Origin of the sequence: Candidatus Borreliella tachyglossi, assembly GCF_003076595.1 — a bacterium.
GTDB lineage: Bacteria > Spirochaetota > Spirochaetia > Borreliales > Borreliaceae > Borrelia > Borrelia tachyglossi.
The window spans coordinates 40,689-62,084 of the sequence record NZ_CP025786.1 but is presented as its reverse complement, the minus strand read 5'-3'; the positions used below and the strand labels follow the sequence as shown (position 1 = coordinate 62,084).

Below are 21,396 nucleotides of genomic sequence, written 5' to 3'. Positions count from 1 at the left end.
AAGGACAGTTTATGATAAGTACAGACAATATTAACTTAGGAATAATTTCACTTCAAAATCTAATAGAATTCTTCGGATACAGTAATACTCGTGAGGGTGATCTTATGAAGATGGGGATGGGGAAGGTTGTTGACATTTATAGGTACATGAGTTCAATTTATCTAGATTCACTACAAACAATGGAAACACAAGAAAGTAATCGCATCTTGAATGAACTTGAGACTGTTAACAACAAAATCATGGATCTTGTTGACGCAATTAATAATGATGAGGACGATGCTTTAATTGAAAACTTACGACTCGAGCGTAATAAGCTTATGGCGGCTAAAACAAAACTATTAAATCTAGAACTAACAAAATTAGACACGCAAGAAGGAATGGATACTAATAATGAATAACAAATCAATTATTATTTCTTTCTTCTTGCCCTTATTTATTGTGCTTTTCGGATGCACTTCTATAGCCTCTCTACCACAAGAACCATCTCATCCTAGTGATGCTACACTTAAGTCTTTAAGTGCATATGAGGCAAAGCTTGCAAGTTATGCTTTATATTTGCAAACATTTTTAGTTAGAACTAAAGAAAAATTTGGAGATGCAAATTTTCCTAAATTTACATTATTTGATTCTACCCTTCTGCAAGCAACGCATACAATCAATGCGGTTACAAAGAATATAGAACATTTAAAATATTACATCAATATTACAAAACCTATTGCCATAATTGTATACAAAAAATATAGTAAATTAAAAAAGTAAATTTAAAATTCGTTAATATCTTTCCTTTCTTAAGAGAGTCCCTATTTGGGACTCTCTCTTTTAAATTCAGGAGAAAATTATTTTATTTGCTTGTAAATTTTACTAAAATAAATTTAAATTTTTCCCAATCAGAAGAAAATAATTTTTAGCATCAAGAGTTTCATCTTCTAATGGATATTTATATAAGATATAAATATCCATATAACATAGATATAAAACTGTAAGTTCACTTAGTGAACTTACAGTTTCTGCTTAAGTGTTTTTAACAAATACTTAAGGTTTGATGATACCCTGTGTTATAATCCTTATTTATATCACGAATACCATTTATTGCAATTATTCTATTTAAAGCTTTACTTAAAATAATTCTTCACAGTATTTCCCTAAATTAAACCTGATTTAACAATTTTATCACTCTCACTAAACAATAATTTTTAAATATCATCAATAATTTATCGGCTCAAATCTCAATATTATAATATTTAAGAAGTTAAAGACAAAGTCTAGGTAATAACCAAATTAAAACACTAATTCACAAATAACACTGTTTCACAAAATCTCCTGTTTAGCACTTTTTATCCTGAGATTCAGAATAAAATAAGACTTGCCTGATTAAGGCTAGTCTTATTAAATATTTTAAATAAAAATTACCAGTACTCATTTGTTCTCTTAACATAAGTGATTACAGTTTTATGATATAGCAAAAACAAAAGTTTGTAAAGTATTTTGTAAAAAAACTAATAAATTGAATATATGTCAGTAAATAGTAGTTCTAGCAAATATAAAAATAAATTTTAATTTATTTTTATATTTGCTAGAACTACTATTTACTTTTCAGATAAATTGTACTATTACTTTAATTATACTTAGAAATACTTATATTAGGAGTAACCAAAGTGAATACCAAGAGCATAAAGGGAAAAACTAACCGATATCGATACAACCTGATCATACTTGTATCGACACTTAACTTCATGAACTTAAAATTAAATAAATACACACAGCAAAATATTTTATATTTTTTAAATGGCAACTTGAAGAGAAACAATCAAAACCCTGTCAAAATTAAGACATTACAGAATTATTTATACGCACTTGAGAAAAAGTTTCAAATCACACTCAATTACTGCAAGCACTTAGGCGAGAAATGTGGAAGTGAAGTTTACTATACTTTGCAGTATCCCAAGAGAGAGTGTCACTTTAAGATAAATTCTCATTTCAAAGACATCGAGCAAAACAAAATAAAACAGTTTAAAGAAAGAATTAAGACTTATGAACAAGCAAATGGGAGTCTAAAATGGGAGTGTATTAATAATTATAATAATAAAGAAGAAGGGAAGACCGAAAACCAAGAAGAAGAGATCCTAATAAAATACATAGGAAAATGCAAATTCAAGACAACTCTTCCTTTCTTTCTATTAAATTTAAGGATATCAAAAGAGCTGAAAATAGAACATACAAAAGATCTCAAGAAGTGTGAAAGAATCATAAACAAACTTGAAGAGGAGGATTTAAAACTACTACAAGAAGAGGTTAGACAAAACGGTAATACAAAAGGATGTATAATGGAATTCTTGAAGAGTAAAGGGTACTTGAATAGAGAATACAAAGGCAAACAAGAAACTAAAAGAAAAAAACTCAAATCAATACTAGAAAGCACAAAAGCAGAACTTGAAGAAAAATACAGCAAGGAGCACCTAAGTATGGAAATTGATAAAATATATGAAACTTACAAAGAAAAACCCCATTTCATAATAGAACAAGACAAATATAGGGATTTAGAAAAGATGATCGACAAAATCAAAATTAAAATTCCTACTTGCAATAAGCAGGAAAGCAAAATAGATGATGTGAAAAATAATATTTTTAGTATATTATTAGAACAGTTAAGGCATAAGGTAGATGACAGTGTGTTAATACCAGCCTTAAAAAAACTTATCAATAATAAAAGCGAGTTAAAGTATAGCAAAGTATTTGACAATACATACTACTACGAATTGCTAGAAATGGTCGAATAATAAGTTATAAGGGTATAAATATTTGAATACCAAGGAAAAAGGAAAGATGACGGCTTTATTAGAATTATTAAAGCAAAAGCAGAAAGAATTAAATTCAGGCTTACAAGAAAAGTCTAGGAAACCTAAGAAGGATAAAAACAATGTTTTCTCGAAAATAGAGGAAATCAATGGACGTAAGATATATCATACTAAAATATTTAACGATTTTTATACTTTCGGAATAAGCAAAAATGAGCCAACTAAATTTTACATATCTCTTAGAGGAATTTTTAATATAGAGGACATCAGCACGTTTCACTTATTCTCTATAAGAAATGATGACGGATTTTTGGGAATTTATTATGGAATTAAAAAGTTAGACAAAGTATTCTTAGTAAAGAATTACAACAAAAGAGAAACTTACACTTTAAGGAAGTGTGAGTACATTGAATTTAGATTTAAGAAAGGTGGAGTTTTTTGTTATTTAAGTGGACTGCATATTTTATTAAAAAAAGACAAAATTAAGAGTTCCTATTACCAAACTTTATTAAACATAGCCTTAGAATTAGAGAGGGAACTTTATGCATTTTATGGAAAAGGATTGCCTGAAGGAGGTATTATTCCAAGATGGATACAAAAGAGACAAAAGTAATAACAATTGCAAGCATTAAAGGTGGGGTTGGCAAGAGTACTACGAGCTTAATATTTGCGACACTTTTAGCACAAAATTGTAAAGTGTTAATAATAGACATAGACACACAAGCATCAACTACAAGTTATTATTTTAAGATAATAAAAGAGAAAGAAGTTGACTTATACAATAAAAATATATATGAAGTTTTAATATCAAATCTGCATATTGACAACGCTATTGTTAATATTAGTAAGAATCTGGACTTAATACCAAGTTATTTGACTTTACATAAATTCAATTCCGAATCAATTCCATATAAAGAATTTAGGCTTAAGGAACAATTAAAGTTACTAAGCTTAAATTATGACTATATTATTCTTGATACAAATCCTAGTTTAGATTTTACTTTAACTAATGCTTTAGTTTGTAGTGATTATATAATAGTTCCAATAACAGCCGAGAAATGGGCAGTTGAAAGCCTAGACTTATTTAATTTTTTCATAGAGAAATTAGCCTTAAGAGTGCCTATTTATCTTATTAATACTAAATTTAAAAGGAATAATACCCATAAGGAATTATTAAATATCTTAAAAGAGAATGATAATTTTTTAGGTACAATATCTGAGAGAGAAGATTTAAACAGAAAAATAGCCAGGAACGATGTCTTTGATTTAACTAAAGATTACATAAAAGAATATCAAAATACGCTTTTAATATTTATGCATAAGATTAAAAACGTTGTGGTTTAAAGCTTTAAATATAGCTTACGTACACTAAGTGTACGTCTAGTACAAAGGAGGGTGAGAAATGGGAATAGAAGTTAATAGAAGGAATTTATCTAAAGATATTACTCCAGAAGAACAGATATCGATACACTATAACAAGCTTAAGGAGAGGTTAACGATTAATTTTCAGAAAGAGATCTTTTATAAGATAGAGGCAATGAAAGTCTTAAAAGAAATTAAGGACAATGAGTATTATAAGCTTGATAACTATGCAAGCTTTGATGATTTTGCTAAAGATTATAGACTAGCAAGAACTCAAACATATAAGTATCTCAAGATTGCAACTGCTATTGAAGAGGGAATTGTTGAGGAAAAGTATGTAATTAGCCATGGTATCAACGGAACCATGTTTTTGTTAAAAGATAAAGAAGGTCATCGCATAAAGAAGTCCAAGCAAAACCCACTAAGACCCTTAAGGTTTCAACTTAAGTGTCCACATGCATATGCATTTTATAAGCAAAATGCTAAGCTTACTAGCTTTCTTTTAGAGAAAGTTTTCTCGGATGAAAAAGAGTTTTTAACAAAAATAGAGAATGAATTCGAGAATTTAAAAAAGAGAAGAAGATAGAGTTCTTATAATGCTAGATTTATTTCGAAAGCTTTTTGTATCAAAAATTATATGCAGAGGAATTTTAGAAATAAATCTAACAGAAATAGATATTAATGTTAATTAACCTTATTTTTATTTAAAGTTTAACAGAAATTGGGATTGTTTTTGGAAACTTAGAAGAGAATTAGGTTTTGATAATTAAGAGTCAATTTAATAAAAATAAAGTTATTTAACATAATTTTATAATATTTATTTTTCTTTTTATTTTTGTTAAAAAAATGCTAAATTTATTTGCAAAATATTAAAAATTGTTATATATTATAGTAAGTACAGATTGACATGCAATATGTCACTCTTAATATAAGGACCTGTTACCTTAAAGGGTTTATTAGGGATTTTGGTGTGGAGTTTCTAATAGACCCTTTAATTTTAAATCTAACATTACTATTTTTTTCATAAATTCTCTTTAAAAGGGCGCAAGCCCTTTTTTTGAATGTCTTTTTAAAATATTTCTGTTATGTTTTACAAAGACTAACAGAGACTTCTTGTGTAATTTTAAGCATGAATGCGAATGAGTTTAATTTGCTATGGCAACAGTTACGGAGTAGCATTGATAGTTATTAAATTTAATTGACTCTAAATTTGTTTTAGGTTTTAAGCCCTTATTATTTGCAAGAAACATTGAAGTATAAGAGTAGACATTTATATCATATACATTTTGAGTTTGACATTATTTTAATAATATCTTAGAGTATAAATTCAGTCTTTTAATAGATTGATTATAATTTACTGGTAATGTCTTTATGGGTAGATTTGATCTCATTTATTTAGAAGACAATTTTTAAGATTTAAGTAGTGTTGATAAATGTCAATAGGAGGATATAGAGTTGTTTATACAAAGGTTAATATTTTTATGCTTAATTTTGTTATTAATTTACTTGTCTTTTAAAGTATTAGGTTATGCTAAAAATAAGTTATCTGAAATGACATTAAGATGGAGAAATGCATATATAAGAAAAGATGAGAGAAGAAAAGCATTGAGTAATTTTGATTCTCTTTTAAAGCGTATGCAGGAACGAAAGAAGTAAATGTTTTATTAACTAGATTTTTTAACAATCTTTAAAGGGAGAATATATTTGTATGGTCGTTAAGGAGAATAGATACTTAAAGATATCTTTTGATTTTCTATGTTAATGCTTTAAGGTGTGTAGCACTGAGATTTGGGTTACAAGCGAGTTTAATCTTGTATTTTTGTAAAAACTTGTTTACAATTTATATAAATGACATTTAAAAATAGAGAACAAAAATATAAAATTTTATTGAGATCAAACTTAAGTGTAGCTGACATTGCAAGAGTTTTGGATGTAAGTGAATCTGCGGTATTGAAGGCTAGGCTTGCAGGATTAGGTGATTTTGCAGAGCATGTTGATAATAATCTTGCTACTTTAAAAGCTCCTGGAACTTTAAATGAGGATGACTTAGATAGTCTTGCTAGGGATGCTACTTTTGAGGCTTATAGACTTGAGGGGGAGCGAGATAGTTTTCACAAATCTTTTTATAGGCTTGCAAATTCATACATAAATTCCCATCTTAAGTGTAAGGAGATTACTCTGGGAGCTACTTTTCGCAAGCTCATTGACCTTAATAAGGAAATTTTAGATTTAGAAAGAGAGATTAGCGGCTGTGAGGATAAAGATTTTTGCAAAAAACTTAAATTTGAGTTAAAGCTTAAAGTTTATAAGAGGAATCGTGTTGCCAAAAAGCTTATCTTAAGTGATATGACTGAAGATTATGAGTGTTTAATGAAAATCAAGGAAATTTTTAAATCTAAGGGATTAAAGCTGGGGTAGTCTTGAGGTTAAATGATTTATCGGTTTTCCGTAAATTACAAAAAAGGTTTAATCAAAAATTTAATATTAATATTGCTAAGTTTTCAGAGAATAGATATGCAAAGATTGATTTTAAGCTATTTGAAGATAAATATTTAAGCACTAAACAGCGTGAAGTACTTAACGACATTAATAACAATTTTTGCCCTAAGTTAATCTTTAGTGGTGGAATATCTAGTGGGAAGACATTCTTAGCTTCATATTTGCTTATTAAGTTTTTAATTCAAAATAAACATTGTTATCACAGGGATACTAATAATTTTATTGTAGGAAATTCAATTGGCTCTTTGCTTACTAATACGCTTAAGCAAATAGAAAAAATATGTGAACTTTTGAATATAGAGTATATTCTTAAAGATTCTCGGAATGTTTCATGCGTGATTGCGGGGCTAAGGCTTAATATTTATGGGGGTAAGAATAGCGATGCTTTCTCAAAGATTAGAGGTGGGAATTCTGCTTTAGTGTATATTAATGAGGCAACCTTGATGCATAAAGAGACGTTGCTTGAGGTGATGAAAAGATTAAGACAGGAACCTGCTATTATTATTTTTGATACCAATCCCGATCATCCTGCACACTATTTTAAGACAGATTATATTGATAATGAGGATGTATATAGGACATATAATTTTAGTGTTTATGATAATCCTTTAAATACAAGCGATTTCATTGAGACTCAGGAAATGATTTATAAAAATTTAACTGCTTACAAGGCACGCGTACTGCTTGGTGAATGGACTGCGAGTGTTGATGCTTGTTTTAATGAGGTGATTTTAAATGAAGATTATGTATTTAAGAGTCCAATCATGTATATTGATCCTGCATTCTCTCTTGGCATGGACAATACTGCTATTTGCGTACTCGAGAGAATAGGCGATAAATATTATACATATATTTATCAGGATAGAAAGCCAATAAGTGATGGTTCTATTCTTAATGCAATTAGTGTACTAGCTGAGAATTTTAATATCAATACGCTTTATGTTGAAGACAGAGATAATACTAATGGGCATGGATTTTTAACAAAGATAATGATATCTATTCGTGGTTCACTAAATCATTATTTTAAAATAGCAGCAGTTAAACCTTTAAGTAATAAATTTATGCGAATATGTACACTAATTCCACTATTTAGTGCTCGAAGAATAGAATTTTTAAAAATTACCGATAAAAATGTTATTAATGATATTTATTGCTATAGCGGAGACTCTAAGGGCAGGGATGACTGTCTTGATGCTTTAAGTGCTTGTTATTTGCTCTTAAGCCTTCAGCATCAAGATAAACTTAAGCATTTCACTAAAATCAAATATATCTAGACCCGATTAATTGCAGGTTAGAATTCAAAGTTTTTGGTATTAAGCAAAATAAATTAAAAGCCACAGCCCAACACTGAAACTGTAGCTTGATGTAATTCTTCGAGTCCATTTTAATGAAGGAAATCATTTTAAATGTGACTTTTACTTATAAAGGATAGCGCAATTTTGTAGTTATCAATATACTATGTATTAAATTGAACATTTATTTTTAAATGTTCAATTAAGTGTGAAATTGTTTTCACTTTTTAAGAATGCAATCAGGTTTTTGAGTAAGTTAAGGGGAGAACTATTTAAACTCTAGAATGAGCAAGTGAAACCCGAGAGTCTTAAATAGTGCAGGAGAACAAAGGACCCAAATAAGCCCCCTTTCGGAGCCTTATTTGAGTATTGGTACTTTTTTAAATTGTTATTAGGGGATAAGTATTTTTTTAAATAACCTTTATTAGCTATTAAACATACAGTATGAAACTCAAGTTATATTTTATTAAAAAATATAACTAAAACTATATCGCAATTTAATAGATATTAAGGTAATATCTACTTTTTAAAATTTTAATTATAATAGTATTATTAATTAATTCCTAATACTTAATCATTGAATAAAATAGGAAGTATTTTAAAAATTTTATTTTGAAAGGGTTTATATAAAGTTTTTCAAAATATTTATTTAAACTTTTATGATATAAATCATGAACAAAGTTGGGAATTGTAACTGAATATTTCAGGTGTTGCAATATAGTTTTATTTTAGACTATATAGATTGTTATAACTTTAGTATAAAGAGTTTAAAGGTTTATTAGCTAGGGTAGCCGTGAGCATTTAAACTTGTTATACAGATCAATTAAATTGCTTTGTCAGTCATTAAGGAATAAAAGAAATTTATATTAATTTTATTGTATTTGGAAGTGAAAATTAAGTTTTGGTTTAGGGTTAACTAACTTATTAAAATTCAGCCAACGATATCATGTTCTATTTCTTTGTAACCTAAAAGCTATTATTCTAATAAATAATACTAGGCTTTTAGGTTTTATGTGCTTGATCACTTTAGATATAGCAATACTGCAGATTATCTAAAGATTGTAGTAGTGTTAAATAAGTTTATTGGTAAGACTTGCATCTATTCGTTAAAATTACTTTGTTTAAGAATATCTAATAGTAATTTAAGGAAAATTAAATATGAGTATCATATAATTAGGACGGCGTGTTAATAAGTATAGACAAAAAACTTAGGCAACTTAAGGGGATTAGCAAGAATATTAATACAGCAGAGGCAAAACTTAAACCTATTGTAGCAAAGTATATCATTTGCAAGGGTTATAGCAAAACAGTAAGTGAATTTGAGTCAAAGGTGAGTGTAGACTTTAGTATAGTGCTTAATAATACAGACCCCCAATGCTTTAGGAATCCCTACAATTAAGTAAGTTAAGGGTAATACATAATTAATATTTAAAAATAATAATGATTATATTGATAATCATAGTACATTATTATACAGTAATATACTAATATATATTACAATAATATATTTATCATAATAATGTAACAAAATTTTAAAGGAGAAATTTAATGGATAAAATAATTATTGTTTTATTGTCTATTCTCGCATTATCTTGTAATCCAGATGTGGGTTTTGATTTTGTGGAGAAAAAATTAAAACAGAATCCGAATCTAGGCAAAAATGCATCAGATGTACCAAATTCAGCTATATCAAATTCAGATATATCCTTTGATGTAAAGAAATTGTTAGGTCCTCTAGACAACTTGAATATAAGCGTTAGTTTAAAACAATCAAAGACAATCAAACCAGTCGAAGGTAATCCAGATAGTATAATTTATGAGATTGTGGAGGATATAAGAGATGAGAAATTACAACAGATAACTATTTTAAGTACGGATGATGCTTTAAGCAAACTTGGGACTAATAAGGTTGTAGAGGTATTAGACAAAGTTAAAGAACAAAATCTTGATGCTTCGGATTTTTTATCAATATTGTTAGAGTTTAAGATTGGTCTTAAAGCAGATGAAAAGATGAGCATAGTGCTTAACAATCAGCAGTTAAAACATTTAAAGGAAGCTATGGCTCAGCCTGACAAGGAAATTTCTCTTATGCAGTATAAGGGTGAGGAATTGGAGTTTCCTGGTATGGGGTTAATTTGTGAAGATGAGAATAGTACCTTGTATCCTAGATCCGTTACTTATAGTAGTTCAGATTCTAAAATAATATTTAAACTTTTCAATGGTCCTTATAGTAGCAAAGCTGATGGCGGGGTCGTAACAGAAGAAGGGTATATTCAATTCTTGCCAGATTATGTTAAGGTTTTAGAGAATCTAGGAACTGCAGACCAGATAAAAGATTTTGTTACCAAAAATCAGTCTGCTATAGTAAGTAAATAGACAATAGGCTAATACTTGATGGGGATTGCATGGGGGGCTATTTATAATGTCTCCAGATATAAGCAAGTATTAGAAAATATCAATTAAATAAATCGAAAGCCTTCAAGGGTATTCCTTGGAGGCTATTTTATGCTCTGTCCTCATAAAGATCTTTGCGAGTAGATGCGAATCCAGTGGACATTATTGGATTTTGTTAAAAATAATATCTAATATTAATAAGAATTATTTACAAAATTATAAATGTACAGTATAATAGTATACCTATTTAATATTGATATAATTTGATATTAAAGTAAATAAGTCGTAAGGAGATTTTATGAGATTTAATATAAAAAATTTATTGGTTTTATTGCTTGTTGCAGTAGTTTCCTGTAATCAATTAGGGGACAAGAAACCAGAAACACCTCCAAAGGGTGCAGAAGGAGGAACAACAGAGAATCCAAGTAAAAAGGATAAAGTCACACCTCCAAAGGGTGCAGAAGGCACAACAACAGAGGATGAAGTAACACCTCTAGGCGGGTCAAAGGGAACAGAAGAGGATCCAGACGCACGAAAGATAAATGTGAAAGACTTAAAATCTGAACTAGATGAGGATGACTTTAGGGCAAAGAATCCAGATGAATTTTTACCAGATGGTGATGTTAGCCCAGAAGATATGATAATGACTGTATTTGCTACAGACAAATTGGTAAGTCCTTTAAGTAATTTGAATATTGAATTCAGTTTATTAAGAGGGAAAAGGAATCATAAAGGTATTTTAGTAGAGAAAGAAAAGAAGACATTAGAACTAAAGGATATGCCTAAGTGGTCAGACAAGGGAGAGGTTCTAGAGGATATAAAAGATGCAGAGTTGAACTATATAAATATGATAATGCTAGGTCTGACACAGCAAACATTAAAGACAAAAACTAATAATCTTATTGAAGTGATAGATGCACTGAAGGAACAAGGAAAAGAAGCGGGTCTTATACCGGTGTATTTGGTGTTTTATACTGGTGAAGAAATAGCGAGTGTCCGGATAGGTTCTGAACTTCTAGTTGATATGAAACAGGCTATAGCTAAACCAGGCGAAATCATTAGGGTGGATCATGAAAACTTTTCTTGGGGGGCTACAAAAACAATATTAGTGAATTTTGGAGATAGAGAATCAGAAACTGATAGAATATTTACACCTGATCAGGTTACCTATGATAGCTCAACTTCTAAAATAAAATTTTCATTCAGTAACTATACATATCCAGACGACAATACTACAGAAGAACAGTATGGAGAGCTTACAGTTTCCAAGGATTATGTTAGGGTGCTAGATAATCTAGCTACTGCAGAACAGCTAAAAGAGTTTGTTACCAACAATCAGGCTGCTATAGTAGAGGTAGAACAGTAGGAGATTGGATAGTTGACACGGAACAAACTGTTTGTTGATTTTAGTAAATATATTAATTAAATAGATTGAAGGCCTCCAAGGGTATTCCTTGGAGGCTATTTTATGCTCTGTCCTCATAAAAATCTTTGTGGTTAGATATGAGATCACGAATCTTATTGTACTTTGTTAAAATAATACACTTTTTATCAAAAACTACTTATAAAGGTATAAATATATAGCATAGTACTATACTAAAATTAGTATTAATATAAATTGATACTAAGATAAATAAATCGTGAAGAGAGCTTAATAATATGAGATTTAATAAAGGCCTATTGGTTTTATTGCTACTAATAATTGTTTTAGTTGGATGTAATCTTGATTATACTTCAAAAGTGGATGATATAAAGGCAGATTCTGATGGCGTGGTATCACTAAAAAAAGTTGAAACACTTTTGAAAGAATTAAATACTAAGATAGAAGAACAAAATAATACTACAGTTTTAAGTGAATTTAAAGCAGTTCTTATGCGTAAGGACAATTTTCTTTAAGGTATTAAATAGAAATCCAATAAAGTGTATGAGTCATTATGTTACTTTAGAGCTTACTTGGTAGTGTTTTTGTAAATGAAAAAAGATAATTAAAGCAGTTTTGAACTTGGATAATGATTAGATAATACAAATGTAAGGGTCTTTTAAGGATTAAACTTTAAAGACCTCCTTTTTTTTGCTTACTCTCTTATTGTTAGTAGACTTGCCAAGATACCATAAAAGAGGTACAAATCGATATTTATTTTTAAAATAGATTACAATAGGAGTTTGTAAAAATACGAACTTATATTATACTAAATTAGTATTAATATAAGTTGATATTTAAGTTAAGTGGTAAGGAGATTAATAATATGATAGTTAAAAAGAGAGGTTTATTATTTTTATTGCTGCTTTCAGTGAGTATAGTTGGATGTAAGCATTACGTTATGCCAGAGGGCAAAATAACTGCGGGAACTAGACATGGTAATCATAATTTGGATTATGGGCAACAAAGCCAGGACGGTCGATTGGAAAGACAACTGATTGGCTCGAGTGGGGAGGTGCTTGTTGCAAACAAGCAAGGTAATATAAAAGCAGGCGATTTTAGCAATTCAGGTAAAGCATCTGGCATCGAGAATGCAAACAGCGCAGGCGGAGAGGCAGGACAATCTGGTGCAAACGGTATAGGTGGGGTAGCTGGTGCTGAGAGTGCAAGTGGTGCGGGCGGATCAGATGGTAAATCTAATTCATTAGCAGGCGGTGCCAATGAATCAGGTAGTGCAGGCGGAAATGCGGAAAAATCTGGTGCATCAGCAGGTACAACGGGCGGATCAGATAGCAAATTAGGTGTTGCTTCATCACAAAGCGATAAGTTAACATCAACAAATAGTGTAGGAGGATCGGGTAGTTTAGGTAGTAGTGGCAGCGACTTAGGTAATAGATCCGATTTGTCATCAAGTATTACAGCTGGTCAATTATTATCAGGCAGTGCAAGCGAAGAGTCATCACCAGCAGTAGATGGAACATCACCAATAGGAAAGGATTCAACAGTAAAAAATCAGGGTATAGTATCAGCATCAACAACAGTGCCTTCATCAGCATTGGGTAGTCAGTCATTACCGAATGCAATATCTAGTCAGTCATCATTAGGTACTACAGGTCAATCAACAACGGACAGTCAGACATCAGCAGATACTACAATAACATTACAATCTTCAGCCTCATCACCAACAGGAAGTTCTAGTAGATCAGATACCAGAGAGGATACATTATCGAATGCAATATCTAGTCAGTCATCATTAGGGGTTACGGAGAGCAAGCAATCTTTAACAGAGAGTAGCTCAAGTGATAAAAGCTCGGTAGTCTCATCGCAGGATAAGTCACAGCAATCATCAAACGTTATCACCAGAAAAATCATCAGGAAAAATTGCTGTAGAAGAATAAACATTGAAAGATGCAGGAGATTAAATTAGAATTATTTCATGAAACCATAAGCCTTTGGAAAAGCTTCCTTAAGGCTTTAGTTTTTTGGTCTTTAAACCCAATTCAGGCTTAAAATTAATGTATTTTGTTTGCGTAGCTTTCAGGAACACAAAATTTGCAAAATAGTATCTGAACTCACGTAAGGTAAAACTTATTTGGGATATAAGTTTTATTCTGTTTAATATTTACCTAATACACAAAATTGTTTAAGTAGCAGTTAGATTTTATATCAAAACTGTTATGTTGGCTATATTTGCGCTATTCTTGTGTTAATAAAACAATAAAATCTTAAGGAGATAATAGTGGTTCGAGTTTTTATTATTTGTATATTGGCATTATTTTGTTCTTGTAACATGAATGTTAAAAATAAACAAGAAATGGTGGGGGATCTTAAGGAGTATGCTAAGGAAAACCTTAATTTGGAGGTTGATGAAGGCAAGGTTGAGGAGTTTTTAAATCAATACCCAAAGGAGAAGCAGGGTAATTATCTAGAGGCATTTAGTGCATTTTATGATGATTATAAGAAGATTGATGCATATAAAGGTACTGATGAGGAAAAGCAAGTTTATGCAAAGGGGCTTGAAGACAAGCTCAGATCCAGATTTAGTAATCTAAATTTAACCGAAGGGGATATGAAAAAATTTGTGGATGGTTTTAGTAAGTTTTTAAATCCTGCAGGAGCAGCTGAGGGGGGCGGTATGGGATTACCGATTGGAGATGATATTATGGGTATGCTGCCAGATGGTGCTACTAAGCTTCTTAAGGGCATGTCAAATGTGGGGGCATAAGAATTAATTTCCTGGATTTTGGTTTTACTGATTTTTCATTTTTAATAAAGCGTAAAGACTATATACGCTACGTGGGTAGCGTATATATTGTCAACCTAAAATTTTTTGGTTAGCCGATGGGCTTGAAAGACCACTGGGTAAAGCTTTATTTAACCTGAGCTTTAGCTTTATCATCGTTAGCTTTAGCTGTATCTTTTAGAGCTTTATCATCGTTAGCTTTAGTTTTATCTTTTAGAGCTGTAGCCTTAAGATCAGTAAGTATCTTCTCAAAGCTACCTGCATCAGTACCTTCAAGGCCGTATACTTTAAGTCCTTCTTTAAATAGATCAGTAAGTTCCTTTCTCTTCTTATCGTCTAAACCAGGCTTCTCTGCATCAGTTTTTAAAGTAAACGCTTTTAAGAAGTTTGTTTTTTTGCCTGCTTCTAGCTGGTTAAGAACACCCTGAAGGTTTTCAGTGACATATTCTTTGCCCTTTGAACTAACAAAGCCGTCAAGGTAAGTCTTAAGATCAGAAACTGATGCTGCAGATGTACCCTCATAATCATGCTTGCAACTTACTAGAGCAAACAATGCCATTAAAGCCATTAAAATGATTTTTTTCATTAAATATTCTCCTTTTTATTGTGTGTAAGACACAATAACTTAATGTAGTTTCTATAATACTAGCAATTTTATTAGAAAAGCACAAGTGTATTACATTATTTTAAAATAACAATATTTTTCGGAATATAATATACACATAATGTGTCTGCATTATTACAAGTTGAAATAGATGGGAGTGATTAGCAAGAAAAACATTGATTATATAAATGAATAGTATAAGAAATCAAGCCTCATCATCAATTTGAGGTAAATGATTGAAATAAAAGATATTGCGCCAAGTGGTAATAATGAAACTCTTGTATTTGAAATTTTCATATCTAGGGTTATAATCTTGGCATTTATAGTCTAGGTACCTTATATTTACATTATACAATTAATAAAATAAATCTAGAGTTTTATATGTATTTGGTTAAAGGTACTCAAGTGTGAGTTATAATTTAAAGAATGAGAATTGTAACTTTAATCTTATTTGTTTTAATGTCAATACTTATCGCTTGTAGTAATTTAAATCCTGGAGAGGAGATTGAAATTATTCATGAGAGTAATCTAGGTAAAGTTGGAGTTAGGATGACTTTAACTAATAATCTAGGTTCTCTTATTATTTATTATAATAATGATAATAATGCTAGGGGGACATATTCTTTGGACTTTAATATACTAGCTGATATACCTTTAAATCTTTTAAGGGTTTCTTTCAACGATGTTCCGCTTGATCCTAATGCTTTGTATGATCCTGATGAACAATTGCCATTTGATGGGAAGCAGTATAAGTTGCCTTTTGATGATTCGATTACAAAGACAGGATTTTTGGTTAAGTTGGATACTGATTTGGGTGAACATTTACGACTTGCGGAGTTTGCACGAGGAGAGGAGGGTCTTAAATTTAATGTTGAATGCGTCGAGAGAGAAAGTGGTATAGCTCGGGATGTTTCTTTTGATGTGAGTTTAGAAGGTGGCAAACAATTCTTCAACCTTATTGATCAACATTTTAGCAATTCTTAAAGGTTTTGGGATTGAAGATTTTAAACAAAATTGTTTAATTGGAGATCACATGAATATTTTCAAGAATGCTTTCTTTAAAATAATTTCGGGAGTATTTGTATGTTTTTTGGTATGCCTCATAATATTTTGCATATACTTATTTAGAGAATTTATAAATGATTCTAAGGATGTAAATGGCCATTATCATTCATATGAACATCCCTCGAGTATTAATATAAATAAATCTTATTACAAAACATTTAAGTCCGGACATATAGTGAGTATTTTGTTTCAGAAGCGGGATATAAATGTCAACTCTAACAATTTTAAATTGTTAGATGAGCATGATAAGCAAAGTTTATTTGAGACTTACCCATATTATTGTTTGCAGTTTACTGTAGTTGATAATGGACGCTTAATAAATTTTAAGGATGTCATTTTTGAGGGAAGCAATGCTGAGAGCTATAATGATAATATGCCTGAGCTTGATTTTAGATCAGCAGATGTAGCATATTTTAAAATTGGCAAGGATGATGTTGGTGAGACATATTTGGGCAAGTATCCGGTGAAAGTATCCAATATTTTAAAAATTACACTTAATAATACTTTGTTTAAGTATTTAATTGCACAGAAAAAACTTAAGTTTAATTTAATTGCTCATGATAATGTAGTGTATACTTTTGAAATTAATAATTTTTTATCCATGTATAAGTTTGAAACAACTGGTAGGAATTAAATTGAATATCAAAAGTATACTCGAATATATTTTTCTTAAAGTAGTTTAAGTTTGCACTAATTATTATTGGCCTTGTGTCAAATTTGCAGTTTGAGTTGTGTGTAATTATTAGGAAATTTATAGCGTTTGGGTAGCTTATAAAATTATAATCATGTAGATCAATTTATTCATACTGAGTTACAAGAGTCCTATTAAAGAAGGGAAATGCGTGGCAATGGGTGATTAAGTTATTTTTAGAAATTCTAGAGAAAAGTTTCCAATTATAAGGCTTGTATATTTTTAATTTTGATGTAAGTTTTTCTTTTAAAGAAGACATGATAATGTAGGCAATGTTGACTCCCTGAATACCTGATGTTGCCTGCGTTGTCTTGGATTTAAAATTAACATTTAAAATTAACCTTTGAGGCTTATCATTTAATATAGGCAATCTTTTAAGTGTGACCGTCAGTAGTGTGCAAGATAATACTTGCTATTATTAGTGCTTAAGCTTACAAGTAAGCTTAAGGGATAATTAGCAATCCTAGATTATTAGTGTTTTTGGGGATAAGGAAGGAGCTTGACCTTTGTTATTTTTGAGTTCCAAAATAATAAAGTTTGCTTTTAAGTTATCTCTTTTGCTATAAGCTTAATATTAGAGTGGTATAGACATAGGTTATAAAGGAGAGGAAATTTGAAAAATATTAGTATTTTTTTTGTAGTTTTAAGTGCTTTTACATTGAGTTGCATACTAAATGGGGTAGCTGTTGTGAAGGTTGCAGAGCAACCAGAAGCACTAGATGATGAAGCTGAAGCTGAAGTTGAAGCTAAGAGAGATACATTTGAAAATTTAAAAGGGTTTTTAAGTGATATCATCTGGTTTTTTAAGGATGAGGATCATCCAGCTATGAGAAAGAGACATAAAAAATTCTTTGAATGGTTAGAAAAAAATGATTCTGATTCCTCTAAGAGGACAGAATTAGGAAAAGGTATGGACAGGATGTATAGCATAATAAAAAGGGAAGCCGCCACATCAAAAGAAGTTTACGATATAATCAAGCGTGGTAAGGACAGCGACATTTTCAAGCAAGCTAAGATTGAGTCTCCTTTAGACATCAAGGGTGATGAACAAGTAGATGCTTTAGTAAAATATGTTCTTACTCCTGAAGGTACTGAGGAAGGGAATCCAGAATCTATCAATCGATTTTTCGTACAAGTAGCAGGTAGTGTTTTTATGGATGAGATGGAAGGAGGTAGCAATCAAATTTTTGAGAATATTAAAGAGGCCTTCACTTATGAGGATAAAGGTGAACGCTTTACAGATTTCATAGATGAGATTGAAAAAAGGAGTTAAAAGATAGTTTGAAGAGGAATATTTAATATACACGAATTTATAGTAGTTTTCATTACTAACCCTAAGTTTTTGTGAACTTAGGGTTTTGCCTTATCAGTCAATGAGTCTAAAGTTATTTAATAGTTTAAAGTAATCTTTACTATTAATTTTAAAGGTTAGATATTATAATAAATCCATAATCACCAATTAATTAATAACTGCAACTGGTTTAAGGTTTTCACTGTCATGTAATAAAAGCATTAATTTTCTTTGGAATTGATAAAATAAAGTATTTCAAGGTTATGTAATTGGTTTGAATAAAGAGTGACGATTTATGAAAAGGGAAGACATTCGTAGTTATTTAAGTTTAAATCATGATGTTAATGTAGCAAAAAGACTAGAGCAGGTAACTGTTGATTCACTAATTAAGATTACGCATAGATTGGATAGAATTTGTAGTACAACCAACATAAAGGAATTAAACTATGGAGTTGATAGAATAAAGGAGACGGTAGAGGTTGTTGTCGCTGTAACTTTTAGACTTAATAATCATCTCTTATTAGTTAGAGATAAGTTTATTCAAGAGATTGACACATCATCTGTAATTCAGATAGTGGATAATGTATTGGATTTATTTTATTGGATTAGGACGGATTTCCATACGATGGATGAGATTGAGAGACGATTAAGGGAGGGATTAAGTCATACTTTTGATGATTGTGAGTTAATAGATGATGCTGAGGCTGAGATTAAAGAAGCTAAGAGCATACTTGAAGCTAGGGCTTTAGGTGTGGTGTTTGAGGTTTTAAAATCAACTTTAGGAGCAGATAAGACTTTGATGAACATAATTTATATGTCAATTAGGGCATCAGGCGAGCTTGCACTTAGACGAATTGATAGCATTATTAATATTAATAAATGATATAAAGTGTTTTTCAAAGTGACAAACAGAAGCTCGTTGGGAGGTATTTAATCTATGAGAATAGAAAGATTATTTTTAATAATGGCTTTCGGGATAAATTTATTTGTGTCTTGTAAAGCTTTGCCTAAGCAGTCCCAAGAGGTTATAATTAAGCGTCATAGCAATAGTCCTGATCTGGGCATAATTAAATTGAATTTGAGAAATGGTAATGATACTTTTTCACTTGGATTTGATATTTTGAGTGATTATTGCGTTTTGCATGCTCGTCTTGTAAATGAGAGGGAACTTTTAATAAAGCATTTAAGGTTAGTTGAACATGATATTTGTCTTTTAGTTGAAGGATCTATGGAAGAGGATAAGCGTGATGGAGCTTTGATAATGCGTGAGTATAATGGAACATGGGAAGTGCGGGTTGATATTGATTTAAATCACTGTATGCAAGAATGGAAAAATTTAGCCGGCAAGGCAGGGACGCAAGAATTGGATTTCTTCGTTATTGCATCTGAGACGGAAACTGGTATTGATAAAAATTATTCTTTTAAGGTAAGTCCTGTAAATTTACTTGCATTCCTCAATTCTATTGAGCTTATACACCCTAATGGAATACCTAGGTAATTTTTAGTTTGGAGGTGATGGTTATGCGATTTGTTGCAAGGATATTAGTATTTATCAATGTTTCAGGGTTATTTTTATTATCAGCTTGTGCTTTAGAGTCTTGTAATAAATATTTTTGTCGTAAGGAGTATCCGGCTTATGAGCTGGAGTTTGTTATAGTTGATGGAAAGAAAATGATTGATTTTACAAATGTCATTTTTGATGGTGTAGATGCACAACCTTCAATCTTTTATTTGTATGAACCTAGTGCTCAACTTGAAACCATTAAGGATTTTCAGATAAATCCTGTTACAGAATATCAGAGACCACTTTTTGATATTATATTTCCAGTGGAAGTGGTTAATACTTTTGTTGTTAATCTAAGGCAAGGACTCATTGATAGACTAAAGGCGCAAGATAAACTTAAAGTTACTTTGATCTCTCATGATCATAAGGAATATGTCGTCCAGTTACCCAATTTTTTGAAAGAATATGATTTCTAACTAATAAATAGACTCAAAGACTTTGCTTGAATTGCACAAGAGATTAGGCTGAGTAGTTGGGTTAAGTTGTATTGCTCTTAAACATAGATATTGAAAAATTAATCCCTTTAGTTGTTGATAATCTCCTTAAATTTTAATATTGAGATTTACTTATAAAATTTTAATATTGAGATTTACTTATAAAATTTTAATATTGAGATATACTTATTAGGTATAAATTTTTAAGGGGAGGTTAAATGAAAACTCTTAAGTCTATTTTAATTGCAATCATGAAAGCCAAGAAGTGTTTTTTAATTATATTTATGAAAACTGTTAAATTTCTTTCAATCGCGTTTATGAATATTATTAAATTTCTTTCAATTGTGCTCATAAAACTTATGTACATTAGTTATATAATTTTAAGCATTGCACCAGTTTATACTTTCAGGGATTCCTAAAAAGAGAGGCAGACCTCGCAAGTATTTTAGATAAATATTTATGTGTTTTTTAAACAAGCTTTAAGCGGTGTTCATAGCAAGCCTTTAAGTATAAAATTTTAAAGAATAAAACTTAGGCTTAGGAGGAAGCAAAACTTATAGATTTTTGGTCTTAAAGGTGCGCTATGTGTTAAGTGTAGTTGTAATACACGCAGTAGTTTAAGGCTTGTATGCTTAAACCTAAGTAGTTAGTAAATTAATACTCCACTTTAACAAGTTTAATACTCTTAATGATGATATCTTTAGTTGCTATATATTTATTGACTATGGTTAGTGTAAGGAATAGGAGAGATAGATAATGAAGGAGATTAATTTTATGTTAATTTTATTGTTACTGTTTTTTAGTTGTAAGCCATATGGTGAGATTATGAGGAATGCTGGAAATAGTAAGGTGAAAGGTGAAAGTAAAGTAGGTGTAAAAGAAGAGCAAGCTACAGTAAATAAAAAAACACCAGAAGAGGCCATAAGAGAAAAATTAGATGCAAAGCAACGATCAGATTTAGATGCTCTTAAACAAAACTTAAAAAAAGATCAGTTTGATAAACTTTTAGGCTTAGATGAAGGAAAAATTAAAGAGGCACTTGGACACAAAAACTGCGGTGACTTAATTCAATTATTTAGGGGAAGTTAATGCCTTAATTCATGGGAGCACGTTCTTATCTGAATTTTTTGGAGTGTACTTAAGAGGTAAGTTAAATGGTTTTTTTGGCCTCTTGATGTAAGTACAGTTAATCTGACCGAATGATCCTTGAGACTTCCACAACCTTAGTGCAGTTAAAATAAA

The 21,396-nt window shown here is 30.4% G+C and carries 24 protein-coding genes; 23 read left to right on the top strand and 1 reads right to left on the bottom strand.

What is annotated here, in order from left to right; all coding sequences use genetic code 11:
• Window positions 1–11: 11 nt before the first annotated feature.
• The 15 genes from CR532_RS04785 to CR532_RS04715 all read left to right on the top strand — a co-directional run bounded on the left by CR532_RS04785 (window position 12) and on the right by CR532_RS04715 (window position 14,487).
• The gene (locus CR532_RS04785; RefSeq protein WP_108729709.1) at window positions 12–398 is read left to right on the top strand and encodes a BlyB family putative holin accessory protein; all 387 of its coding nucleotides are present in this window, start codon (window positions 12–14) and stop codon (window positions 396–398) included.
• Window positions 391–759: a BBA14 family lipoprotein gene (locus CR532_RS04780; protein WP_108729708.1), complete on the top strand. Its 369-nt coding sequence runs from the start codon at window positions 391–393 to the stop codon at window positions 757–759. The genes CR532_RS04785 and CR532_RS04780 overlap by 8 nt, the downstream gene beginning before the upstream one ends.
• Before the next feature lie 896 nt (window positions 760–1,655).
• Entirely contained in the window at window positions 1,656–2,777 is a 1,122-nt protein-coding gene (locus CR532_RS04775; protein ID WP_108729707.1) for a plasmid maintenance protein, read from the top strand.
• A gap of 22 nt (window positions 2,778–2,799) precedes the next feature.
• Window positions 2,800–3,408 (top strand): DUF226 domain-containing protein, encoded by a 609-nt coding sequence (locus CR532_RS04770; protein WP_234416443.1) that lies wholly within the window; start codon window positions 2,800–2,802, stop codon window positions 3,406–3,408.
• Window positions 3,384–4,139, top strand: coding sequence for a ParA family protein (locus CR532_RS04765; RefSeq protein WP_108729706.1), 756 nt, complete (start codon window positions 3,384–3,386; stop codon window positions 4,137–4,139). The genes CR532_RS04770 and CR532_RS04765 overlap by 25 nt, the downstream gene beginning before the upstream one ends.
• A gap of 58 nt (window positions 4,140–4,197) precedes the next feature.
• On the top strand, window positions 4,198–4,743 hold the full coding sequence (locus tag CR532_RS04760) for a chromosome replication/partitioning protein (RefSeq protein ID WP_108729705.1): 546 nt from the start codon (window positions 4,198–4,200) through the stop codon (window positions 4,741–4,743).
• 920 nt (window positions 4,744–5,663) lie between these two features.
• A complete protein-coding gene (locus CR532_RS04755) occupies window positions 5,664–5,813 on the top strand; it encodes a hypothetical protein (RefSeq protein ID WP_159076638.1) in 150 nt (49 codons plus the stop codon).
• Window positions 5,814–6,005: 192 nt separating this feature from the next.
• The gene (locus CR532_RS04750) at window positions 6,006–6,575 is read left to right on the top strand and encodes a hypothetical protein (protein WP_108729703.1); all 570 of its coding nucleotides are present in this window, start codon (window positions 6,006–6,008) and stop codon (window positions 6,573–6,575) included.
• Window positions 6,576–6,577: 2 nt separating this feature from the next.
• On the top strand, window positions 6,578–7,930 hold the full coding sequence (locus CR532_RS04745) for a PBSX family phage terminase large subunit (protein ID WP_108729702.1): 1,353 nt from the start codon (window positions 6,578–6,580) through the stop codon (window positions 7,928–7,930).
• 1,201 nt (window positions 7,931–9,131) lie between these two features.
• The gene (locus CR532_RS04740; RefSeq protein ID WP_108729701.1) at window positions 9,132–9,347 is read left to right on the top strand and encodes a hypothetical protein; all 216 of its coding nucleotides are present in this window, start codon (window positions 9,132–9,134) and stop codon (window positions 9,345–9,347) included.
• Window positions 9,348–9,496: 149 nt separating this feature from the next.
• Entirely contained in the window at window positions 9,497–10,324 is an 828-nt protein-coding gene (locus CR532_RS04735) for a hypothetical protein (RefSeq protein ID WP_108729700.1), read from the top strand.
• Between the two features lie 316 nt (window positions 10,325–10,640).
• A complete protein-coding gene (locus tag CR532_RS04730) occupies window positions 10,641–11,708 on the top strand; it encodes a hypothetical protein (protein WP_108729699.1) in 1,068 nt (355 codons plus the stop codon).
• 293 nt (window positions 11,709–12,001) lie between these two features.
• Window positions 12,002–12,238, top strand: coding sequence for a hypothetical protein (locus CR532_RS04725; protein WP_108729698.1), 237 nt, complete (start codon window positions 12,002–12,004; stop codon window positions 12,236–12,238).
• 350 nt (window positions 12,239–12,588) lie between these two features.
• The gene (locus tag CR532_RS04720; RefSeq protein WP_108729697.1) at window positions 12,589–13,689 is read left to right on the top strand and encodes a hypothetical protein; all 1,101 of its coding nucleotides are present in this window, start codon (window positions 12,589–12,591) and stop codon (window positions 13,687–13,689) included.
• A 312-nt stretch (window positions 13,690–14,001) separates the two neighbouring features.
• Entirely contained in the window at window positions 14,002–14,487 is a 486-nt protein-coding gene (locus CR532_RS04715; RefSeq protein ID WP_108729696.1) for a hypothetical protein, read from the top strand.
• A 145-nt stretch (window positions 14,488–14,632) separates the two neighbouring features.
• Here the strand turns inward: CR532_RS04715 and CR532_RS04710 are convergent, their stop codons facing one another.
• A complete protein-coding gene (locus CR532_RS04710) occupies window positions 14,633–15,091 on the bottom strand; it encodes a hypothetical protein (protein ID WP_108729695.1) in 459 nt (152 codons plus the stop codon).
• Window positions 15,092–15,568: 477 nt separating this feature from the next.
• Here CR532_RS04710 and CR532_RS04705 point away from each other — a divergent pair, with 477 nt between their 5' ends.
• The 8 genes from CR532_RS04705 to CR532_RS04670 all read left to right on the top strand — a co-directional run bounded on the left by CR532_RS04705 (window position 15,569) and on the right by CR532_RS04670 (window position 21,243).
• On the top strand, window positions 15,569–16,093 hold the full coding sequence (locus CR532_RS04705) for a hypothetical protein (RefSeq protein WP_159076637.1): 525 nt from the start codon (window positions 15,569–15,571) through the stop codon (window positions 16,091–16,093).
• A 49-nt stretch (window positions 16,094–16,142) separates the two neighbouring features.
• Window positions 16,143–16,808: a hypothetical protein gene (locus CR532_RS04700; protein ID WP_159076636.1), complete on the top strand. Its 666-nt coding sequence runs from the start codon at window positions 16,143–16,145 to the stop codon at window positions 16,806–16,808.
• Window positions 16,809–17,478: 670 nt separating this feature from the next.
• On the top strand, window positions 17,479–18,138 hold the full coding sequence (locus tag CR532_RS04695) for a hypothetical protein (protein ID WP_108729692.1): 660 nt from the start codon (window positions 17,479–17,481) through the stop codon (window positions 18,136–18,138).
• Window positions 18,139–18,451: 313 nt separating this feature from the next.
• Window positions 18,452–19,039, top strand: coding sequence for a hypothetical protein (locus CR532_RS04690; protein ID WP_108729691.1), 588 nt, complete (start codon window positions 18,452–18,454; stop codon window positions 19,037–19,039).
• Between the two features lie 54 nt (window positions 19,040–19,093).
• Window positions 19,094–19,654, top strand: coding sequence for a hypothetical protein (locus tag CR532_RS04685; protein WP_108729690.1), 561 nt, complete (start codon window positions 19,094–19,096; stop codon window positions 19,652–19,654).
• 23 nt (window positions 19,655–19,677) lie between these two features.
• Window positions 19,678–20,136, top strand: coding sequence for a hypothetical protein (locus CR532_RS04680; RefSeq protein ID WP_159076635.1), 459 nt, complete (start codon window positions 19,678–19,680; stop codon window positions 20,134–20,136).
• A 236-nt stretch (window positions 20,137–20,372) separates the two neighbouring features.
• Entirely contained in the window at window positions 20,373–20,573 is a 201-nt protein-coding gene (locus CR532_RS04675; protein WP_108729688.1) for a hypothetical protein, read from the top strand.
• A 337-nt stretch (window positions 20,574–20,910) separates the two neighbouring features.
• Window positions 20,911–21,243 carry an Mlp family lipoprotein gene (locus CR532_RS04670; protein WP_108729687.1) on the top strand — a complete coding sequence of 111 codons (333 nt, stop codon included), beginning with the start codon at window positions 20,911–20,913 and terminating at the stop codon, window positions 21,241–21,243.
• Window positions 21,244–21,396 lie beyond the last annotated feature (153 nt).